Here is a 15,582-nt window from a genome sequence, read left to right on the forward strand (position 1 = left end):
CCGATCAGATGCCCTCGTGGATCAGCGCCCACGGCGACGGGAACTCGCCGACCCGGACCTCGATGAGCACCAGCTCGTGCGCGGCGGTCTCCTCGCGCATCACGGCCGCCAACTCGTCGGCCCCGGTCACCCGGCGCCCCTTGATGCCGTACGCTTCGGCGAGCGTCATGTAGTCCGGGTCCTTGAGGTCCGACGCGAAGAACCGGCCGCCGTACGTGTTCTTCTGGATGCGGTGCACATTGCCGAAATACCCGTCGTTGAACACGATGGCGATAAGCGGCAGTTCGTATTTCGCCATGGTCGACAGTTCCTGCATCGTCCATGCGAACCCGCCGTCGCCGCTGATCGACACCACGGTGCGGTCCATATCCGCCGCCTGGGCGCCCAGCGCGGTGGAGAACCCGTATCCGAGCGTGCCCTCGTATCCCGGGTTGATGTAGGTTTCCGGAGCATACGCCGGGTAGCAGATGCCGGACACGTACCCGATCTGAGTGAGTTCCGTCACGTACACGGCATCATCGGGGATGTTGCCGCGGATCGCGTTCATGTACGCCAGTTGGGGTCTGACCGCCTCCAGCGAGTCCGCCACGAAATCGCGGGCGGCCTTGAACTCCTCGTCGCGTGCCGCCGGGCGGTATCCTTCCATCAGCGCGGTGAGCCGTTCGAGCGCGTATTTCGCGTCGCTGTGCACGGCGAGCGCCGGCTTGCGCGGCGCGCCGAGGTCGGCTTCATCGACGTTGATGCAGATGTACGGCGTGCCGGCCGTGTTCAAGGGCCCGCCGATACTGCCGAGGCACCGGCTGCCGACCGACACGATCAGATCGGCGGATTCGCGCAGCTTGCGGAAGGCCAGCGGATCGAACGCGAGCGGATCGCGCGCGTCGATCGCGCCGCGCGCATCCTCGGTGACCACCACGGGGGCGTTCAGCAGATGCGCCAGATCGGTGAGCGCCTGGCTCGCGTGGGCGCCGCGCACGCCGGACCCGGCGTAGAGCAGCGGCCTCGCGCTGGCGGCGATCATATCGGCCGCGCGGCGCAGCGTATCCTCGGCCGGTTTGACGGCCTCCCCCGAAACATACGGGGCAATGGCAAGATCCGGCGGGATCGGCGCGGCCAGCACGTCCGGCGGAACCTCCAGCACCACTGGGCGCGGGCGACCCGAACGCAGCTGCCGGAACGCCTCCTCCACCAGCGAGGGGATCTGCTCGGCCGACGTGGCGCAGGCCGACCACTTGCTCAGATGGTGGATGATACCGCTCTGGTCGGGGATCTCGTGGAGCACTCCCTCGCCTTTGCCGATCTTGTCGGTGGCGATCTGCCCCGCGATGAGCAGCACGCGGGAATTCGTCGCGTACGCCGTGGCGAGCCCCGCGAGCGCGTTGAGCAGCCCCGGGCCCGGCACCACCATGCCGACGCCCTCCTTGCCGGTGCTGCGCGCATAGCCGTCGGCCATATACGTCACGGCCTGCTCGTTGCGCGCGCAGATGAACCTGATGCGGTCGCGGCGGTAGTACAGCGCGTCGCATGCGGCGTCCAGCTGGATGCCCGGAATGCCGAACATCGTCGTCACGCCCTGCGCTATCAGTGCTTCCGCCAAGGCATCGCCACCGGTGGTGAATCGCGTCATTGCCAATACTCCAATCTGTTCAGTTCTATTCGGTTTTGCCGTTTGTTTGTTCGTTGTCGGTTGTCCGTATGCGCCCTGCGCGGCGGGATGAACCGCCGCGCAGGGGCGGGTGCGCCTGACGCGCGCGGCCGGGATTCGCCGGCCGCGCGCCCCCGCTCACCGCTTGGTCAGATCCTCGTAGACCGGGCGGCCGTCGTAGGTGAAGCCGACGCCCTTGACCTGCGGCGTGGTCACCGCGGTGTCGTTCGCCATCCACAGCGGGATCGCCGGCAGATCCTGGAACAGGATCTCCTCGCTCTGCCGGTACAGCTCGTCGGCCTTGCCCGTATCCGGGGTCTCGTACGCCTGCTGGATCAGCGAGTCGAACTGCGGGTTGACGTAGTCGCCGTCGTTGCGGCCCTTGCCGAAGGCGTACTGGGAGTCGTACAGCTGGGCCAGGTAGTTCGCCGAGGACGGGTAGTCGGGAGCCCATCCGCCGCGGAACGCGCCGGTGAACTTGCGCTGGTCGCGCGCCTCGCCGAATTCGCTGGAGGTCGGCACCGGAGCGCCCTTCGCGTTGATGCCCAAGGCGTTCTTGATGTTGTTGCAGACCGCGTCGACCCAATTCCGGTAGTTGCCGTCCGCATTGTAGGCGATGGTGAACTCGCCGCTCCACGGGGAGATCGCGTCGGCCTGGGCCCACAGCTTCCTGGCTTCGCCGGGGTTATACTGCAGCACCTCGTTGCCCTTGACGTTCTTGGAGTACGCGGACACCGACGGCGACAGGAAGTCGGTGGCGACCGTGGCGGTGCCGTGGTAGATCTTCTCGGTGATGTTCTTGCGGTCGATCACCATGGAGATGGCCTTGCGGCGCAGATGGCCCTCCTCGTCATTGCCGAAGTGCTTCATACTCTGCGGAATGATCAGCGTGCTGATGTTGGAGCCGGTCTTGTTGTACGCCTTGATGCTCTTCACTTTCTCGAACGAGCCCATGGCCTCGTCCGGGATGCTCGACAGCAGGTCGAGGTTGCCGCCCTGCACGTCCGAATACGCCGCGGTGGTCTGGCTGTAGACCCTGAAATCGATGCCGTCGTTCTTCACCTTGCGCACGCCCGTGTATTCCGGGTTCTTCACCAGCGTGATGCTCTGGTTGTGCTTCCACGATTCCAGCTTGTATGGCCCGTTGCCGACCGGCTTTTCGCCGAACGCCTTCGGGTCCTTGTAGAACGACTCCGGCAGCGGCATGAACGCGCAGAAGCTCAGCTCCGAGGGGAACACGGAATCCGGGGACGACATGTTGATCACGAAGGTGCGGTCGTCCTTGACATCAAGGCCGGAAAGCTGGGCGTTCGGGTCGCCCTTCTCGTTCTGCAGATCGCCGTAGCCCTTGATGTTCGAGAAGAAGGACGCCGTGACCAAGCCGTTCGCCGCGTTCGCCGTGTAGCTCCACGCCTTGGTGGAGGACTCAGACGTCACCGGTGTGCCGTCCGAGAATTTCCACCCGTCCTTGAGCTTCACGGTGTACTGCGTGGCGTCCGCGTTGGGGGTGATGGATTCGGCGACCTCGTTGACGGTCTTGTGGTCCGCACCGTTCGCCGACACCAGCCCGGAGAACAGCTCGAAGATGATCGGCATGCCGCCTGGCTCATAGGTGTCGCCCGGGATGAGCGGCTTCTGCGGCTCCGAACCGCTCACGCTGATGACGTTGTCCTGCATCTCCTGGGCCTGCGCCGAACCGCAGGCCGCCGTGCCGGTCAGCATGGCGCATACCGCGATGGCGCCAGCCGCCGTTTTCAGCGCTTTGGCGATGTTTCCAAACCATATGCGACTCATAATCCCTCTCCTCTGCTCATGCCGCCCGCGCACCTTGGCGGCGCCCTGACGGCCCGACGCGAATGCCGCCCGAATCGCTTCGGGTTTCCTTCAGCGTTGACCGCCAACCTATGCGCGTCGTGTTTCTTTCCCCGCCATCGTGGATTGCGGGCGCATTTCCTCAAGGAAACCGGCGTGATGCGCCGTATTCTTCCCGTAACCGTCAGGAAATCACCGCGTGGGATAACGGGCGCGTACGTGGGCGCGGGCGCGCGATGAGCAAGGCGAGCCGGCATCCCGCATCATCAATTTGTTTACTCTGTCTGGCTCCCCTCTCTGAGGGGAGCTGTCGGCGAAGCCGACTGAGGGGAGATCACACGAATCGGCTTGATATCAGGCGTTCGCGGTATTCCTCCCCTCAGACCGCTTCTCGGCCGGCTCTCCTCGCCAAAGGGAGCCAGGCACAGGCAAGGACAGGTGATCCCCTTATGAAAACCGTCATATTCCGCGGCCCTTACGACGTCGCCGTCGAAGACCGGCCGATGCCGGAGATCACGCAGCCGACCGATGCGATCATCCGCATCGTCCGCAGCTGCGTCTGCGGGTCCGACCTGTGGTGCTACCGGGGGCTGTCCCCCTACACGGTGGGCGACGGTCTCGGGCACGAGTGCATCGGCATCGTCGAACAGGTCGGGCCGTCGGTTGCCTCCGTGCATGGAGGGGAACTGGTGATCTGCCCGTTCTCGTTCAGCTGCGGCGCATGCGCGAACTGCCGCAACGGCTTCGAATCGAACTGCGGCGCAGGCGGCTGCTTCGGCGGCCCCGATGGATTGGCGGCCCAAGCCGAGTACCTCCGCGTGCCCTACGCCGATGGCACGCTGGTCACGGTCGCCGAATCGCCGACAAGGGAGCATTACCCGGACAAGCTGCTCGCCGCACTGACCACCCTGAGCGATGTGATGAGCACCGGGTTCCACGCGGCGGTCAGCGCCGGGGTCGGGCAAGGGGACACGGTCGTGGTCGTCGGCGACGGCGCCGTGGGATTGATGGGCGTGCTGGCGTGCGATATGCGGGGAGCCGCGCGCATCATCGCGCTCAGCGGCCATGAGGACCGGCAGCGTCTGGCCGTATCGTTCGGCGCGACCGACATCGTGGCGTCCCGCGGGAGCAATGCCGTCCGCGACGTCATGGCCCTGACCGACGGCGTCGGAGCCGACGCCGTGCTGGAATGCGTGGGATCCAAGCAGTCCACCGAAACAGCACTCGCCGTGGCCAGACCGGGATCGACCGTCGGCCGCGTCGGGCTCCCCCACGGCGCGGAACTGACGGCCGCGAGCACGTTCTTCCGCAATGTCGGCGTGCGCGGCGGCATCGCGCCGGCGCACCGGTATGCCAAGGACCTGATCCCGGCGGTGATGTCCGGGCGGATCCACCCCGAGCGCGTCTTCACCGTGACCACCGGCCTCGCCAACGCGCCGGACGCCTACCGGATGATGGACCAGCGCACCACCGTCAAAGCGCTGCTCAAGGTCAGCGAGATCTAACAAGCGGTCTCACGCAGCATGCGCTCGGCGGCGAGCAGGTGCAGGTTGCTCTCCAGATCGGCTTTGCGCCGGGTCCCTCATCTCTGCCTACGAATCCCGTATTCCGTCACCCAACCACAATGTTGTCAGCGACCTGTCTCGCAAATAGTTGAGTGGTTCACGCCCCCGCTGGCGGGCCGAGCCGTGTAGCGGACGTCGGTGGCGTCCGTAGGCGAGGACACGACGACAGTCGCACAGAATATGCGGCCGAAGGCCGTCTCTGCTTGCAGGGCCCGGAGGGCTGTCGGCGAAGCCGACTGGGGGTGGCTGAAAATACCGCAATATCAAGCATTCGACCACCCTCCGGCGCTACGCGCCACCTCCCGCCAGCGGGAGATCAACCACTCAACTATTTGCGAGATAGACCACTGGATTAATGTTATTTAGATTAATGTTATTACGCCAACATTAATTCGATATCCTGCGTTGCTGATTCGTTCGTCATGTTCGGCACCTCTCCACGGAAGAGCGCGGCCGCATAACAAACGGCCCGGGTTCCCGCAAAACCTTGCGGGGACCCGGGCCGTCAACGCCGGTCTCACACGATCTTCGGCATCGGGGTGGTCAGCGAGGTGGTGAGGTTGACCTGCGCCAGTCCGGCGCCGGCGTGCACCTCGACCTTCTTCAGCGTCACGGTGCGCTCGTCCTGCGGGGCGCGGTCGTTGTCGGTCATGGTGGCCGGCGACTTGACCGCGACCAGCGCGAGATCATCGAGCGAGATCCCCGCTTCGGAGCACAGCGTGTTCGCCGCGCCGACCGAATCGAGGAAGCCGTCCTTAAACAGCACGCGATCGTTCGGCACGCCGTAGGCGTTCTCGGCGACCCACTTCACGTTTTCGATGAGCGGCATGCCCTTGTGGCTGTGCTGCGCGGGCGGCATCGAGCTGTTCGTCAGCACATCGACGAAGGCGTCGAGCTGCGAGGCCAGGCCGTCGCCGCCATCGCGGTACAGGTTGCCGATGATCGGCTCGCGGAATTCCAGGCGCTCCGCGGTCTCGCGCAGCTCGGGAATCTGATCGTCCTCGCCGTCCCACAGGTTGACCAGCGGGAACGCCGGGATGTCGAGCTTTTCGAGGCGGTCGACGTGGAACGGGTAGCGCCACGCGAGGTCGGGATCGTCGCGCCACGTCGAGGCGCGGGTCACGACGATCGCGGCGGATGGCCACTGCGCGCCGTACTCGCGGCAGGCGATGTCGAGCCACTTCTGCGCGCCGGCATCGGTGCCGTAGCCGGCCTCGACGATGACCACGTCGTGCAGCGCGCACGCCATCTCCACGGAGACCAGCGTCGGGATGCCGATCGACACGTTGGCGAACGGGCCGCCGTGCACGTACACGGGCGAGCCGTTGACCGTCTCGGTCAGGGCCGGCTTGACCGCATCGGCCAGCATGTCGGTGATGCGCCACAGGTCGACGAATTCGCCGAAGGTGACGGGCTTGCCGTCCTTGGTGCCGGCGATCATCTTCGCCACACGGTCGCCGATCTCGTCCATCGAGCGCGACAGCACCACGATCTGCATGAGCTCGCAGGTCGGGGTGAGCACCACACGCTCGGCGACGTTGTTCTTGCCGGCGTCCACGGTGATCGAACGCAGCGAGCGCGACGGCACCTCGGAGACGCGCGGCACGAGGATCGTGTCGATGCGGCCCTCGTCGATCGCCTTCTCGGCGAAGGAGACGAGCAGGTTCTGCGCCGCGGCGATCGCGGCCATCTCGCCGCACAGACCCCAGTCGATGAGCTCGGGGTGGGTCAGCGAGGCCTTGCCGCCGCCCGACGCGCCGCCCTTGGAACCGGCCGCGGTGATACCCATGCTCGGCTGGCGCAGCACGGCGGTCGCGTCGATGCCACGGGCGCGCAGCGCGTCGATCAGGGCGATGGTCGTGGTGGTCTTGCCTTCGCCACGGCTCGCCTTGAGCGGCGTATCGGCGGTGACAAGCACGATCTTGCCGTGCTTGCGCGGCGCATCCGGATTCGCCTTCAAATACTCCATGAAGCCGAAGGCGTCGATTTTCTGAACCAGACCGTACTGGCTGGTGAAGTCTGCGATAGTGGTCACTGCGGATTCCTTTCCTTGGATGATCGGTGAAACAGGTGGTCGGTGAAACGAAACGGGTGGTCGATACCGCCGAGGGGCTGCGGGGACCGTTCTAGTGTGCCACACCGGGCATTCATCGCGTAATCCCGGCTCCTCCGTGGGGAAAACCGGGATCACGCGGCGAATATGCGGGGCGAACCACTAGAAGTCGGACATATGGAAGCCGTTCTTCATCTTCATGCTCGTGGTGTAAAGCACCGCATCGAGCAGATCGTCGGTTTCCTTCTTGAGCGCGTCGGCCATCCGCTGGTTGGCGGCGGTCAGCGCCTCGCGCACGCCGGCATTGCGGGTCGCGGCGATGATGCCGTCCGGATCGCCCATCGGCTGCACGTCGGCATCGTCGTCCTCGTCGTCCAGACCGAAGATATCGCCCCGCGCACCGGCATCGGCGTCCGCAGCGTCGCCGGCCGGCGCGGCCTCGACGGTCTCGTCATCGTCGATGTTCCACACGCCGTCGATGCCGGCGACCAGCGCGTCGGTGTCGGCCACGAAACGGTGTCCCATCGCGCCGGTCTTCTGCTGGTAGCGCTCGACGGCGTTCGAGGTGTCAGCGAACGCGGCGTCGCACAGGGCCGCGATCACGCGGTTCTCCCAGTAGAAGTTCTCGGTGGTCACGCGCGTGGTGGTGTCCTCGAGATACGCGGGCGTCTCGTTGACGTTCGAGTAGAACGGCACCAGCGTGTTGAACGGGTTGGAGCCGTAGGCGATCCATTGGATCGCGCGGTACGCCTGCGGGCGGTACGGGCGGATCTGCATCACGGAGAGCTGGCTCTGGCGGTTGATGCCGATCGGGCGGTACAGGTGGCGGGTATGCTCGTCGCCGAGCTTGCCGTACGGGTCGTAGGGCGTGCCCTGATAGTGGCTGGACAGCACGTACTTGATGTCCTCGATCGTCACCTTGCGCTCGGGCTGGCGGGCCCACGGGATGTCGTTGCTCTCCGGCCTGTGATCGGCGTCGGGACCGTCCCACACCTCGTCGTACGGGTTCAGGAAGCGCTGCATCACCCACGCGCGCGGCGTGTTGTAGACGTGGTCGGAGTCGGAGTGGGATCCGAAGGCGTCTCGCGGGTTGAACGGCGTGGTCGTCTCCACGGACAGGTCGAGATGGTTCTCCTCGATGAACTCGCCCAGATCGGCGGAGCACATGTGGTTCACCTGGTCGCCCAGCACGTCCTCCAGGTCGAACTCGTCGATGCCCAACTGGTTCGGCATCGTCACGTATGCCTCGTCGGGCACGCGCTTGGCGATCCAGTGGTGGCCGCCGACGGTCTCCATCCACCAGATCTCGTTGGAATCCGAGAACGCGGTGCCGTTCATCTCGTACGTGCCGAACTCCCCGAGCAGCGCGCCGAGGCGGGCCACGCCCTCGCGGGCGGTGCGCGCGTACGGCAGCACCAGCGTGACGAAGTCCTCCTCGCCGATGCCGCCAGGCACCTCGGGCACGTAGCCCTCCTCGCCCTCGCGGCCCTTGGCCGGCTGGAACTCCACGAACGGATCGGCGCCGAGCACGCGCTCGTTGGTCGTCAGCGTTTCGGTGGCGCTCATCGCCACATTCGCCTCGTTGACGCCGGCCTCGCCCCAGATGCCCTCCTTGGGATCCGCGTTGGGCACCGCGGTGTACTGCAGCGGCTCCTCCGGCAGATCGACCTCGACGTGGCTCAGCACGCTGCGGTAGTGCCGCGGCTGGTCCTCGGGCTTGACGACGATGAAACGCTTCGGGTTGAACTCGCCGTTCGCGCTATCCTCGTTGCGGGCGATGATGGTGGAGCCGTCGTAGCTTGCGTCCTTGCCGATCAGAATCGTGGTGCAGGCCATGGTGATGTTACTTCCTTTCTCTGCTGCTGTATGCGGTGCTCCATGACGCCGGCCTCACTCCCCCGAGCGAGACCGGCGCGGCGCGTCACGCTTTTCCGGTTACGAAGATACCGCCTTGGTCGGGCGTTTCGCCGCAATTTCTCACGGCGTGCAGCAATTCGTTGAGCCAGAATCCCTGATTGAGGCCCGGCAGCGGCTTGGTGGTGCCCCATACGTGCAGGTAGTACTCGTGGTCCTTGTCCGGCGGCTGCGGGCCGTTGTAGCGCATGATGACCGCCGGGTCGGTGCCGCGCCCCACGAACTTGGAGGCCGAGGAGTTGCGTCCCTGCACGGTTTCGGGGATCATCGCCGGCAGGGTGCGGGAGAAGTCCGGCGGGATGGCCAGCGCGTGCGAATCGTTGAAGTCGTACATCAGCGCGTCGACGGGCAGATTGGCCACGGACCAGTGGATCCATTCGAAGCCGCACACGGGGATGGAGTCGGGATCGACGAACTCCCAGTGCAGGTAGCGCACCGCGGGGTCGAGATCGTCGATGTAGAACGGGAAGGAGACGATGGGCGTGCCGTCAATGCGGTTCTCGGGCGGCGCTGCCTTGGCGAACGCATCGGGCACAACGGTGAAATCAGCTGTAATTCTCATATGCCCAGTATCGCGCATCGCACTGACTAGGGGCGCGGTGCCGGGCCGGCGGTGTCGCGCCCGGCGGGCGGACCGGCGAAGACCGGGTGTCGGGGCAGCTCCCGGTTTCCTCCCGATCGCCGACCGGCTCCTCGGACATTCTCTACGCGCATTGCCCTCCGAACGTAGAGAGGGGTTGGTTAACAAGCGTTAACCAACCCCTCTCTACGCCGGAAGCCCGTTTTGCGTAGAGGGAGGTTGGTTAACTCGCGTTAACCAACCTCCCTCTACGCACCGCACCGGGGAAACCGCCGAAACCTTGCCCGGCCTTACTCGGCGGGGTTGTAGAAGTCGCCGTTGAGGGCCTTGGCGGCCTTCTCCCGGGTCTCCTCCAGCGTCCAGTTGGCGAGTTCGGCGCGCACGTCGTCAAGGGCGACCGGGGTCATCGACAGCGAGTTGACACCGATGCCGGCGAGCACGACGGCCAAATCCGGGTCGGCCGCGGCCTCGCCGCACACGCCGACCGGCATGCCGTGGGCGTTGCCCGCGTCGGCGATCAGCTTGATCGCGCGCAGCACGGCCGGGTGCCATGCGGTCTGGTAGTTGGCGACCGAACCGAGCGTGCGGTCGGCGGCCAGCGTGTACTGGGTCAGGTCGTTGGTGCCGATCGACACGAAGTCGGCGACCTCGGCCACCTTGTCGGCCATGAGGGCGATGGACGGCACCTCGGCCATCACGCCGACCTTCTTCAGGCCGAAGGACTTGCCGAGCTTGACGAAGTAGGCGGCCTCGTGCTCGTCGGCGACCATCGGGGCCATGACCCACAGGTCGGCCTCGGTCTGGGCATCGGCGGCGGCGAGCGCCTTGAGCTGGCCCTCCAGCACGCTCATGTGCGCCTTCAGGGTGCGCAGGCCGCGCAGGCCGAGGGCCGGATTCGGTTCGTCCTCGGGGGTCAGGAACGGCAGCGGCTTGTCCGCGCCGGCGTCCAGCATGCGGATCACGACCTTCTTGCCGGGGAAGCGCGAGAGCAGCTCGGCGTAGGCCTTGGTCTGCTCCTCGACGCTCGGCGGCTCGGAGTTGCCGATGAAGAGGAATTCGGAGCGGAACAGGCCGACGCCTTCGGCGCCGTATTCGAGGGCCGGGTCGGCGTCGGCGGGCTTGCCGACGTTCGCGAGCAGCGGAATATGGGTGCCGTCCTTGAGCGAGCCGGGCTTGCCGCGCAGCTCCTTGGCCTTGGCGGCGTGCGCCTTGGCGGCCTCGGCCGCGGCGATCTCGTCGGCGCTCGGATCGGCGATGACGACGCCCTTGGCCGCGTCGACCACCACGTCGGTGCCGTTGGCCAGCCCCTCGGCTTCGGCGGCGGAGACGACCGCGACGATGCCGCGGGCGCGGGCCAGGATCGCGGTGTGCGAGGTCGGACCGCCCTGCGAGGTGACGATGGCGAGGGTGCGCTCGAGGTCCAGGCCGGCGGTGTCGGCGGGAGACAGATCCTCGGCCACGAGCACGAACGGGGTGTCGGACACCGGCACGCCTGGAGCGGGCACGCCCATGAGGTCGGCGATCACGCGCTGACCGACGTCGTGCAGGTCGGCGGCGCGCTCGGCCTGATAGCCGCCGATCGCCTTGAACATCTCCTCGACGGCGCCAAAGCCCTCCAGCACGGCGCGTTCGGCGGTCTTGCCCTGGTTGATGAGGCCCTTGATGCTCTCGGCGAGCGAAGGGTCGGAGGCGAACATGGCGATGGCCTGCAGGATCGGGGCGGCCTGCTTGGCACCCTCGTCGCCATTGGCGGCCTCTTCGGCGCGGCGGTTGAGATCGGCGTTCACCACGTCCAGCGACTTGACGACACGCTCGATTTCGGATTCGGCGGACACGGCTTCGGCGCGGGGCGCGTCGGACGGCTCCTCCAGCGGCGGCGCCATGCGAATGACCGGGCCGAACGCCACGCCACGACCGATGCCAACACCCTTGATTTCCATGTGATCTCCTTATGTTGCGGCTGCCCGCCTGATGGTGCCGGACAGCCCGCCAGCGGACCGTCCGTTCTCAATGACCCACCTACTTCATCGCCGGTAAATCATTTTCTGTTTGAAGCTAGTATACACGAAAGAAAGCGCAACGCAACACCAGTAAACGTTTTCTGAAAAGTCGTCAGCTTCGTGTTATACTCGGTGACGTAAGCGGTCGTGAATCAGACCACATCACTGACGCAAAGGAGTGTCCCCTATGGTTACCCGCACCACCACCATCAACGATCCCGTCGGCATCCACGCCCGCCCGGCCGCGCAGTTCGCGCAGGCCGTCGCCGCCTCCGGCTGCACGGTCACCATCGCCAAGCAGGGCGGCAACCCGGTCCCCGCCGGCTCGATCCTGTCCATCATGGGCCTGGGCATCAAGCAGGGCGACACCGTCGAGCTGACCATCGAGGGCGACAACGCCGAGACCGTGGCCGACTCCCTGATCGCCACCCTCACCGCGGCCGAGTAAGCACCGCGCCTTCCGCTTTCTTATCCTGTGACGGCCGCCCGCAGTATCCGGGCGGCCGTATTCTGTTTTCAGGGGCAGGTTCAGGGGGCAAATCGAGCACCCACACCCCGATACGCCCCGAAGCGCCCCGACACACCTCGACACCCGAGACGACGACGGCCGAGACGACGGCCCCGGCACGAGCAACGAAGGAGACAGCATGCCAGCCAAACCCATGGCGACGCCAGCGGCGGGGACATCGTCCGCCTCCATCACGAACGTCGCCGCCCTGGCCAACGTCTCCACGGCGACCGTGTCGCGTGTGCTGTCCGGCAAGCGCGCCAAGGACGACGACATCGCGCGCCGCGTGCGCGCCGCCGCATCCGCGCTCAACTATTCGGTCAACTATGCGGCCAGCGCCCTGCGCAGCGACGTGACCAACACCATCGGCCTGATCATCCCCTCGGCCACCGAATCGCTCAGCGCCCAGCTGCTCGACGAGCTCGAACAGCTCGTCGACGTGGAATCGCAGCAGCTGCTGCTCGGCATCGGGCGCGATCAGGCCACGCAGACCGAACGCATGGAGTCGCTGATGGCCCGCAACGTCGACGGGCTGATCATCATCGCCGCCTCCGGGGCCGATCTGGCCGCCCCTCTCGAACGCTTCGCGCAGCAGACGCCGATCGTGCAGGTCGGCGGGCGGCAGCGCTCGTTCCGCACCTCGATGGTGAGCATCGACGAAAACGCCGCGATGGAGATGACCGTGCGGCATCTGGTGTCGTCCGGCGTGCGGTCGGTCGCCTATCTCGCCGGCAAGGAGGTGTCGTTCGAGTCGGCGGAGCTGTTCGCGATGTTCCACACGCAGATGCGGTCGTATTCGCTGGCCACCGCCAACGACTGGAACCAGTTCGGCGAACGCACCGTGCAGCGCGGGTTCCATTGCGCGATGCGGCTGTTCGGCTATGGCCGCGAGGAGATCACCGACGATTTCCGGGCCCGGCCCGACGCGCTGATCTGCTGCGACGACACCGTGGCGTTCGGCGCGATGATCGCGCTCGACACGATCGGCCTGCGCATCCCGCAGGACGTGAGGATCGTCGGCTACGGCGATTCGCCGCTGGCCGCGACGACGATGCCGCAGCTAACCTCGCTGCGCCCGCCGGTCGGCCAGATCGCCGCCGAGGCGCGGCGCCTGATCGCGGCCGGGCCGGCATCCCCCGCCCACATCACGCTGCCGCCGCAGCTCGTCGTCCGCGGCTCGACCACCGTCGGCTAGTATCCCGCGCCGTTAATTCGTTTAGTAATTCCAGCCCCCTCGCTGAGGGGAGCACACGCATACCGGCTGGATCTAGGCGTTCTCGGAAATCCTCCACTCAGGCCGCTGCACGGCCAGCTCGACCGCAATCAAGGACGGCCTTACGGCCGCAGTCTTATCCGCTCACTGTCGTTCGCCTTCGCCTACAAACGCCTCCGGCGTTTGCTTCACGGCGCAGCCTCAGAGAGGGGAGCCAGACATTGCTGACGAATTAATGACGCAGGATACTAGCTTCTCGGCCGGGAGTCGTCAGCCGGGGATCAGCGCGCAGAACAGCGCTTCGAAGACGAGCAGCGGATTGCCGTTGCCGGCGAGGCGCTTGCGTGCGATGGCGACATCGTCCAGCCGCCGCACGGTGTCCGACCGGCTCAGCCGCACCGACAACTCGGTGATGGCCGTGCGGTTTTCCAAATTGATCAGGCCGACCGCGTCCTCGGCGTTGTTCTGCAGCACCGCCACGTCGCGGTAGACGCTGGAGACGGAGTTCAGCGCGCGGTCGAGCACGTCGCGGCTGCGGCGGGTCGCCTGCCGCTTGAGCTCGTCCTTCTTGGCGATCTGATTGTAGGCGCCGCGCAGTTTCGGCGGGATGCGGTCATGCTCCCCCAGGCCGTTGATGCGGCGGAACTCGTCCTCGGAGGCCTTCGCCTGCTGTTCCACGTCGCTTTCGGCCTGCGCCTTGGCGTTGTCGATGAGGTCGCCGGCGAGGATCACCGCGTCGGAGGCGCGTCCCAACCCCAGCACGCCGACCACGAGATCGTCACGGTCGGACATGACCTTCTCGTCGGTGGCGTACAGGCGGGCCACGCCGATATGCCCCTCGGCGAGGCGTGCGGCACGGGCCGCCACATGCTCGCTGAACCGTTTGTCCTCGGGCAGCGTTGGGTTCACGGTGCTTGTCAGGAACGCGGCAACGGCCTGGTTGGAGGGCACGGCGAGGTTCACGATCCGCGTGCGCGAGCGGATCGTGGGCAGCACGTCCTGCGCGCTGGGCGCGCACAACAGCCAGATCGTGTGCTCGCTCGGCTCCTCGATCTCCTTGAGCAGCACGTTCGTGGTGCGCTCGAGCATGCGGTCCACGTCCTCGATGATGATGACGCGCCACGGCGCGGTGCTGGGCATCTGCTCGCTGATGCCGATCAGCTCGCGCACCTCGTCGATGCTGATGGTCACCTTGTTCGTGGCGAGGACGGTCACATCAGGGTGAGTGCCGGCAAGGATCTGCTGGCGGGCCTTGTCGGGCTCGTCGGCCAGGCCATGGTCCGGGGTGTCGAGCGCCGCCGCGAACGCACGGGCGACGTTCGAGCGCCCCGATCCGGGAGGCCCGCAGATCAGCCATGACTGGGCGATGGCCTTCGGGTCGCCCGCGACGATCGCCTTCAGCTGCTCCACGACCGCCTGCTGGCCGACAATCGCATCCCATACGCTCATCGGGCACCACCCTGGCCGCCGTCCACGCCGGCTTTGCCGGCCGGCGCCGTCGCGTCTGCGGCCTGCGGCAGCACGCCATCGATGTCGTGCAGAATGCTCGCCCACACCGATTCGATCGGCCGGGCGGCATCGATCACGCAAAAACGGCCCGGCTCCGCCGCGGCCAAGTCGAGGAAGGCCTGGCGGGTGCGCGTCTGGAACCCGTCGCCGGCCGATTCCATGCGGTCGGCGCTGTGCCGCAACCGGGCGTGGGAGGCGGACGGATCCATGTCAAGCAGGTAGGTGCGGTCGGGCAGCAGCCGGTCGGTCGCCCACAGGCTCAGGTTCCGGATGTCGGCGGCTGTCAGCTCCCTGCCACCCGACTGATAGGCGAGCGACGAATCGAGGTAGCGGTCGGTGATGACCACCGCACCGCGGTCAAGCGCCGGGCGAATCACCTCGGCCACATGCTGTGCACGATCGGCGGCGAACAGCAGCGCCTCGGCGCGCGGGGCGATATCGGCGGCCGAGTTTCCGGCATCTGCGGAAGTGCCGGCAACGGCGGAGCCGGCGGCGACGCCGTGCAGCAACATGCGCCGGATCGCCTTGCCCAGCGCGGTGCCGCCGGGCTCGCGGGTCACGACCACTTCATAACCCCGCGAAGCCAAGTAATCGCGCAGTTTCTCGACCTGCGTGGTCTTGCCAACGCCGTCGACGCCCTCAAACGAAACAAACAGTCCGGTCATGCCCTCCACCTTAACGGCATCCGCCAACAGGGCGGCCGCCCTGCCGGCGAGATGCAGCGCGAGCTCGCGGTGTCGGCCCGGCCTCCGCCGTTCAATGCCTGAGGTTCATCTGCCGCAA

Annotated in this window: 11 protein-coding genes; 3 read left to right on the forward strand and 8 right to left on the reverse strand. The window is 66.5% G+C overall.

Going from position 1 to position 15,582, the window contains the following annotated elements:
* Positions 1 to 4: 4 nt before the first annotated feature.
* Positions 5 to 1,627, reverse strand: a complete 1,623-nt coding sequence (locus BBSC_RS11255) for a thiamine pyrophosphate-dependent enzyme (RefSeq protein ID WP_033517159.1) — start codon at positions 1,625 to 1,627, stop codon at positions 5 to 7.
* Between the two features lie 156 nt (positions 1,628 to 1,783).
* A complete protein-coding gene (locus tag BBSC_RS11260) occupies positions 1,784 to 3,439 on the reverse strand; it encodes a peptide ABC transporter substrate-binding protein (RefSeq protein ID WP_046726055.1) in 1,656 nt (551 codons plus the stop codon).
* 467 nt (positions 3,440 to 3,906) lie between these two features.
* On the opposite strand from BBSC_RS11260, the gene BBSC_RS11265 reads away from it, so the two are divergent.
* Complete coding sequence (locus BBSC_RS11265; RefSeq protein WP_033517161.1) at positions 3,907 to 4,962, forward strand: zinc-binding dehydrogenase; 1,056 nt, start codon at positions 3,907 to 3,909, stop codon at positions 4,960 to 4,962.
* Positions 4,963 to 5,539: 577 nt separating this feature from the next.
* On the opposite strand, the gene BBSC_RS11270 is transcribed toward BBSC_RS11265, so the two are convergent.
* From BBSC_RS11270 to ptsP, 4 genes are all read right to left on the reverse strand, one after another.
* Positions 5,540 to 7,057 (reverse strand): formate--tetrahydrofolate ligase, encoded by a 1,518-nt coding sequence (locus tag BBSC_RS11270; RefSeq protein WP_033517163.1) that lies wholly within the window; start codon positions 7,055 to 7,057, stop codon positions 5,540 to 5,542.
* Between the two features lie 180 nt (positions 7,058 to 7,237).
* Positions 7,238 to 8,911: a C69 family dipeptidase gene (locus BBSC_RS11275; RefSeq protein ID WP_033517165.1), complete on the reverse strand. Its 1,674-nt coding sequence runs from the start codon at positions 8,909 to 8,911 to the stop codon at positions 7,238 to 7,240.
* An 85-nt stretch (positions 8,912 to 8,996) separates the two neighbouring features.
* Entirely contained in the window at positions 8,997 to 9,551 is a 555-nt protein-coding gene (locus tag BBSC_RS11280; RefSeq protein ID WP_033517167.1) for a YbhB/YbcL family Raf kinase inhibitor-like protein, read from the reverse strand.
* A 308-nt stretch (positions 9,552 to 9,859) separates the two neighbouring features.
* A complete protein-coding gene (gene ptsP, locus BBSC_RS11285; RefSeq protein ID WP_033517169.1) occupies positions 9,860 to 11,509 on the reverse strand; it encodes a phosphoenolpyruvate--protein phosphotransferase in 1,650 nt (549 codons plus the stop codon).
* A gap of 247 nt (positions 11,510 to 11,756) precedes the next feature.
* Here ptsP and BBSC_RS11290 point away from each other — a divergent pair, with 247 nt between their 5' ends.
* Both BBSC_RS11290 and BBSC_RS11295 read left to right on the forward strand, forming a co-directional pair.
* Positions 11,757 to 12,017, forward strand: coding sequence for an HPr family phosphocarrier protein (locus BBSC_RS11290; protein WP_033517171.1), 261 nt, complete (start codon positions 11,757 to 11,759; stop codon positions 12,015 to 12,017).
* Positions 12,018 to 12,216: 199 nt separating this feature from the next.
* On the forward strand, positions 12,217 to 13,272 hold the full coding sequence (locus BBSC_RS11295; RefSeq protein ID WP_033517173.1) for a LacI family DNA-binding transcriptional regulator: 1,056 nt from the start codon (positions 12,217 to 12,219) through the stop codon (positions 13,270 to 13,272).
* A 288-nt stretch (positions 13,273 to 13,560) separates the two neighbouring features.
* On the opposite strand, the gene BBSC_RS11300 is transcribed toward BBSC_RS11295, so the two are convergent.
* Together BBSC_RS11300 and tmk are read right to left on the reverse strand one after the other, a co-directional pair.
* A complete protein-coding gene (locus tag BBSC_RS11300; RefSeq protein ID WP_033517174.1) occupies positions 13,561 to 14,739 on the reverse strand; it encodes a DNA polymerase III subunit delta' in 1,179 nt (392 codons plus the stop codon).
* Positions 14,736 to 15,464, reverse strand: a complete 729-nt coding sequence (gene tmk / locus BBSC_RS11305) for a dTMP kinase (protein WP_033517176.1) — start codon at positions 15,462 to 15,464, stop codon at positions 14,736 to 14,738. Before tmk ends, BBSC_RS11300 begins: the two co-directional genes overlap by 4 nt.
* Between the last annotated feature and the right edge of the window lie 118 nt (positions 15,465 to 15,582).

This window comes from Bifidobacterium scardovii JCM 12489 = DSM 13734, from assembly GCF_001042635.1.
GTDB classification, from domain to species: Bacteria; Actinomycetota; Actinomycetes; order Actinomycetales; family Bifidobacteriaceae; genus Bifidobacterium; species Bifidobacterium scardovii.

What these genes read in the sequence shown, in the direction of transcription:
- BBSC_RS11255 (WP_033517159.1), bottom strand. Translation starts at nt 1,627, where the DNA reads ATGACGCGATTCACCACCGGTGGCGATGCCTTGGCGGAAGCACTGATA.
- BBSC_RS11260 (WP_046726055.1), bottom strand. Translation starts at nt 3,439, where the DNA reads ATGAGTCGCATATGGTTTGGAAACATCGCCAAAGCGCTGAAAACGGCG.
- BBSC_RS11265 (WP_033517161.1), top strand. Translation starts at nt 3,907, where the DNA reads ATGAAAACCGTCATATTCCGCGGCCCTTACGACGTCGCCGTCGAAGAC.
- BBSC_RS11275 (WP_033517165.1), bottom strand. Translation starts at nt 8,911, where the DNA reads ATGGCCTGCACCACGATTCTGATCGGCAAGGACGCAAGCTACGACGGC.
- BBSC_RS11280 (WP_033517167.1), bottom strand. Translation starts at nt 9,551, where the DNA reads ATGAGAATTACAGCTGATTTCACCGTTGTGCCCGATGCGTTCGCCAAG.
- ptsP (WP_033517169.1), bottom strand. Translation starts at nt 11,509, where the DNA reads ATGGAAATCAAGGGTGTTGGCATCGGTCGTGGCGTGGCGTTCGGCCCG.
- BBSC_RS11290 (WP_033517171.1), top strand. Translation starts at nt 11,757, where the DNA reads ATGGTTACCCGCACCACCACCATCAACGATCCCGTCGGCATCCACGCC.
- BBSC_RS11295 (WP_033517173.1), top strand. Translation starts at nt 12,217, where the DNA reads ATGCCAGCCAAACCCATGGCGACGCCAGCGGCGGGGACATCGTCCGCC.
- BBSC_RS11300 (WP_033517174.1), bottom strand. Translation starts at nt 14,739, where the DNA reads ATGAGCGTATGGGATGCGATTGTCGGCCAGCAGGCGGTCGTGGAGCAG.
- tmk (WP_033517176.1), bottom strand. Translation starts at nt 15,464, where the DNA reads ATGACCGGACTGTTTGTTTCGTTTGAGGGCGTCGACGGCGTTGGCAAG.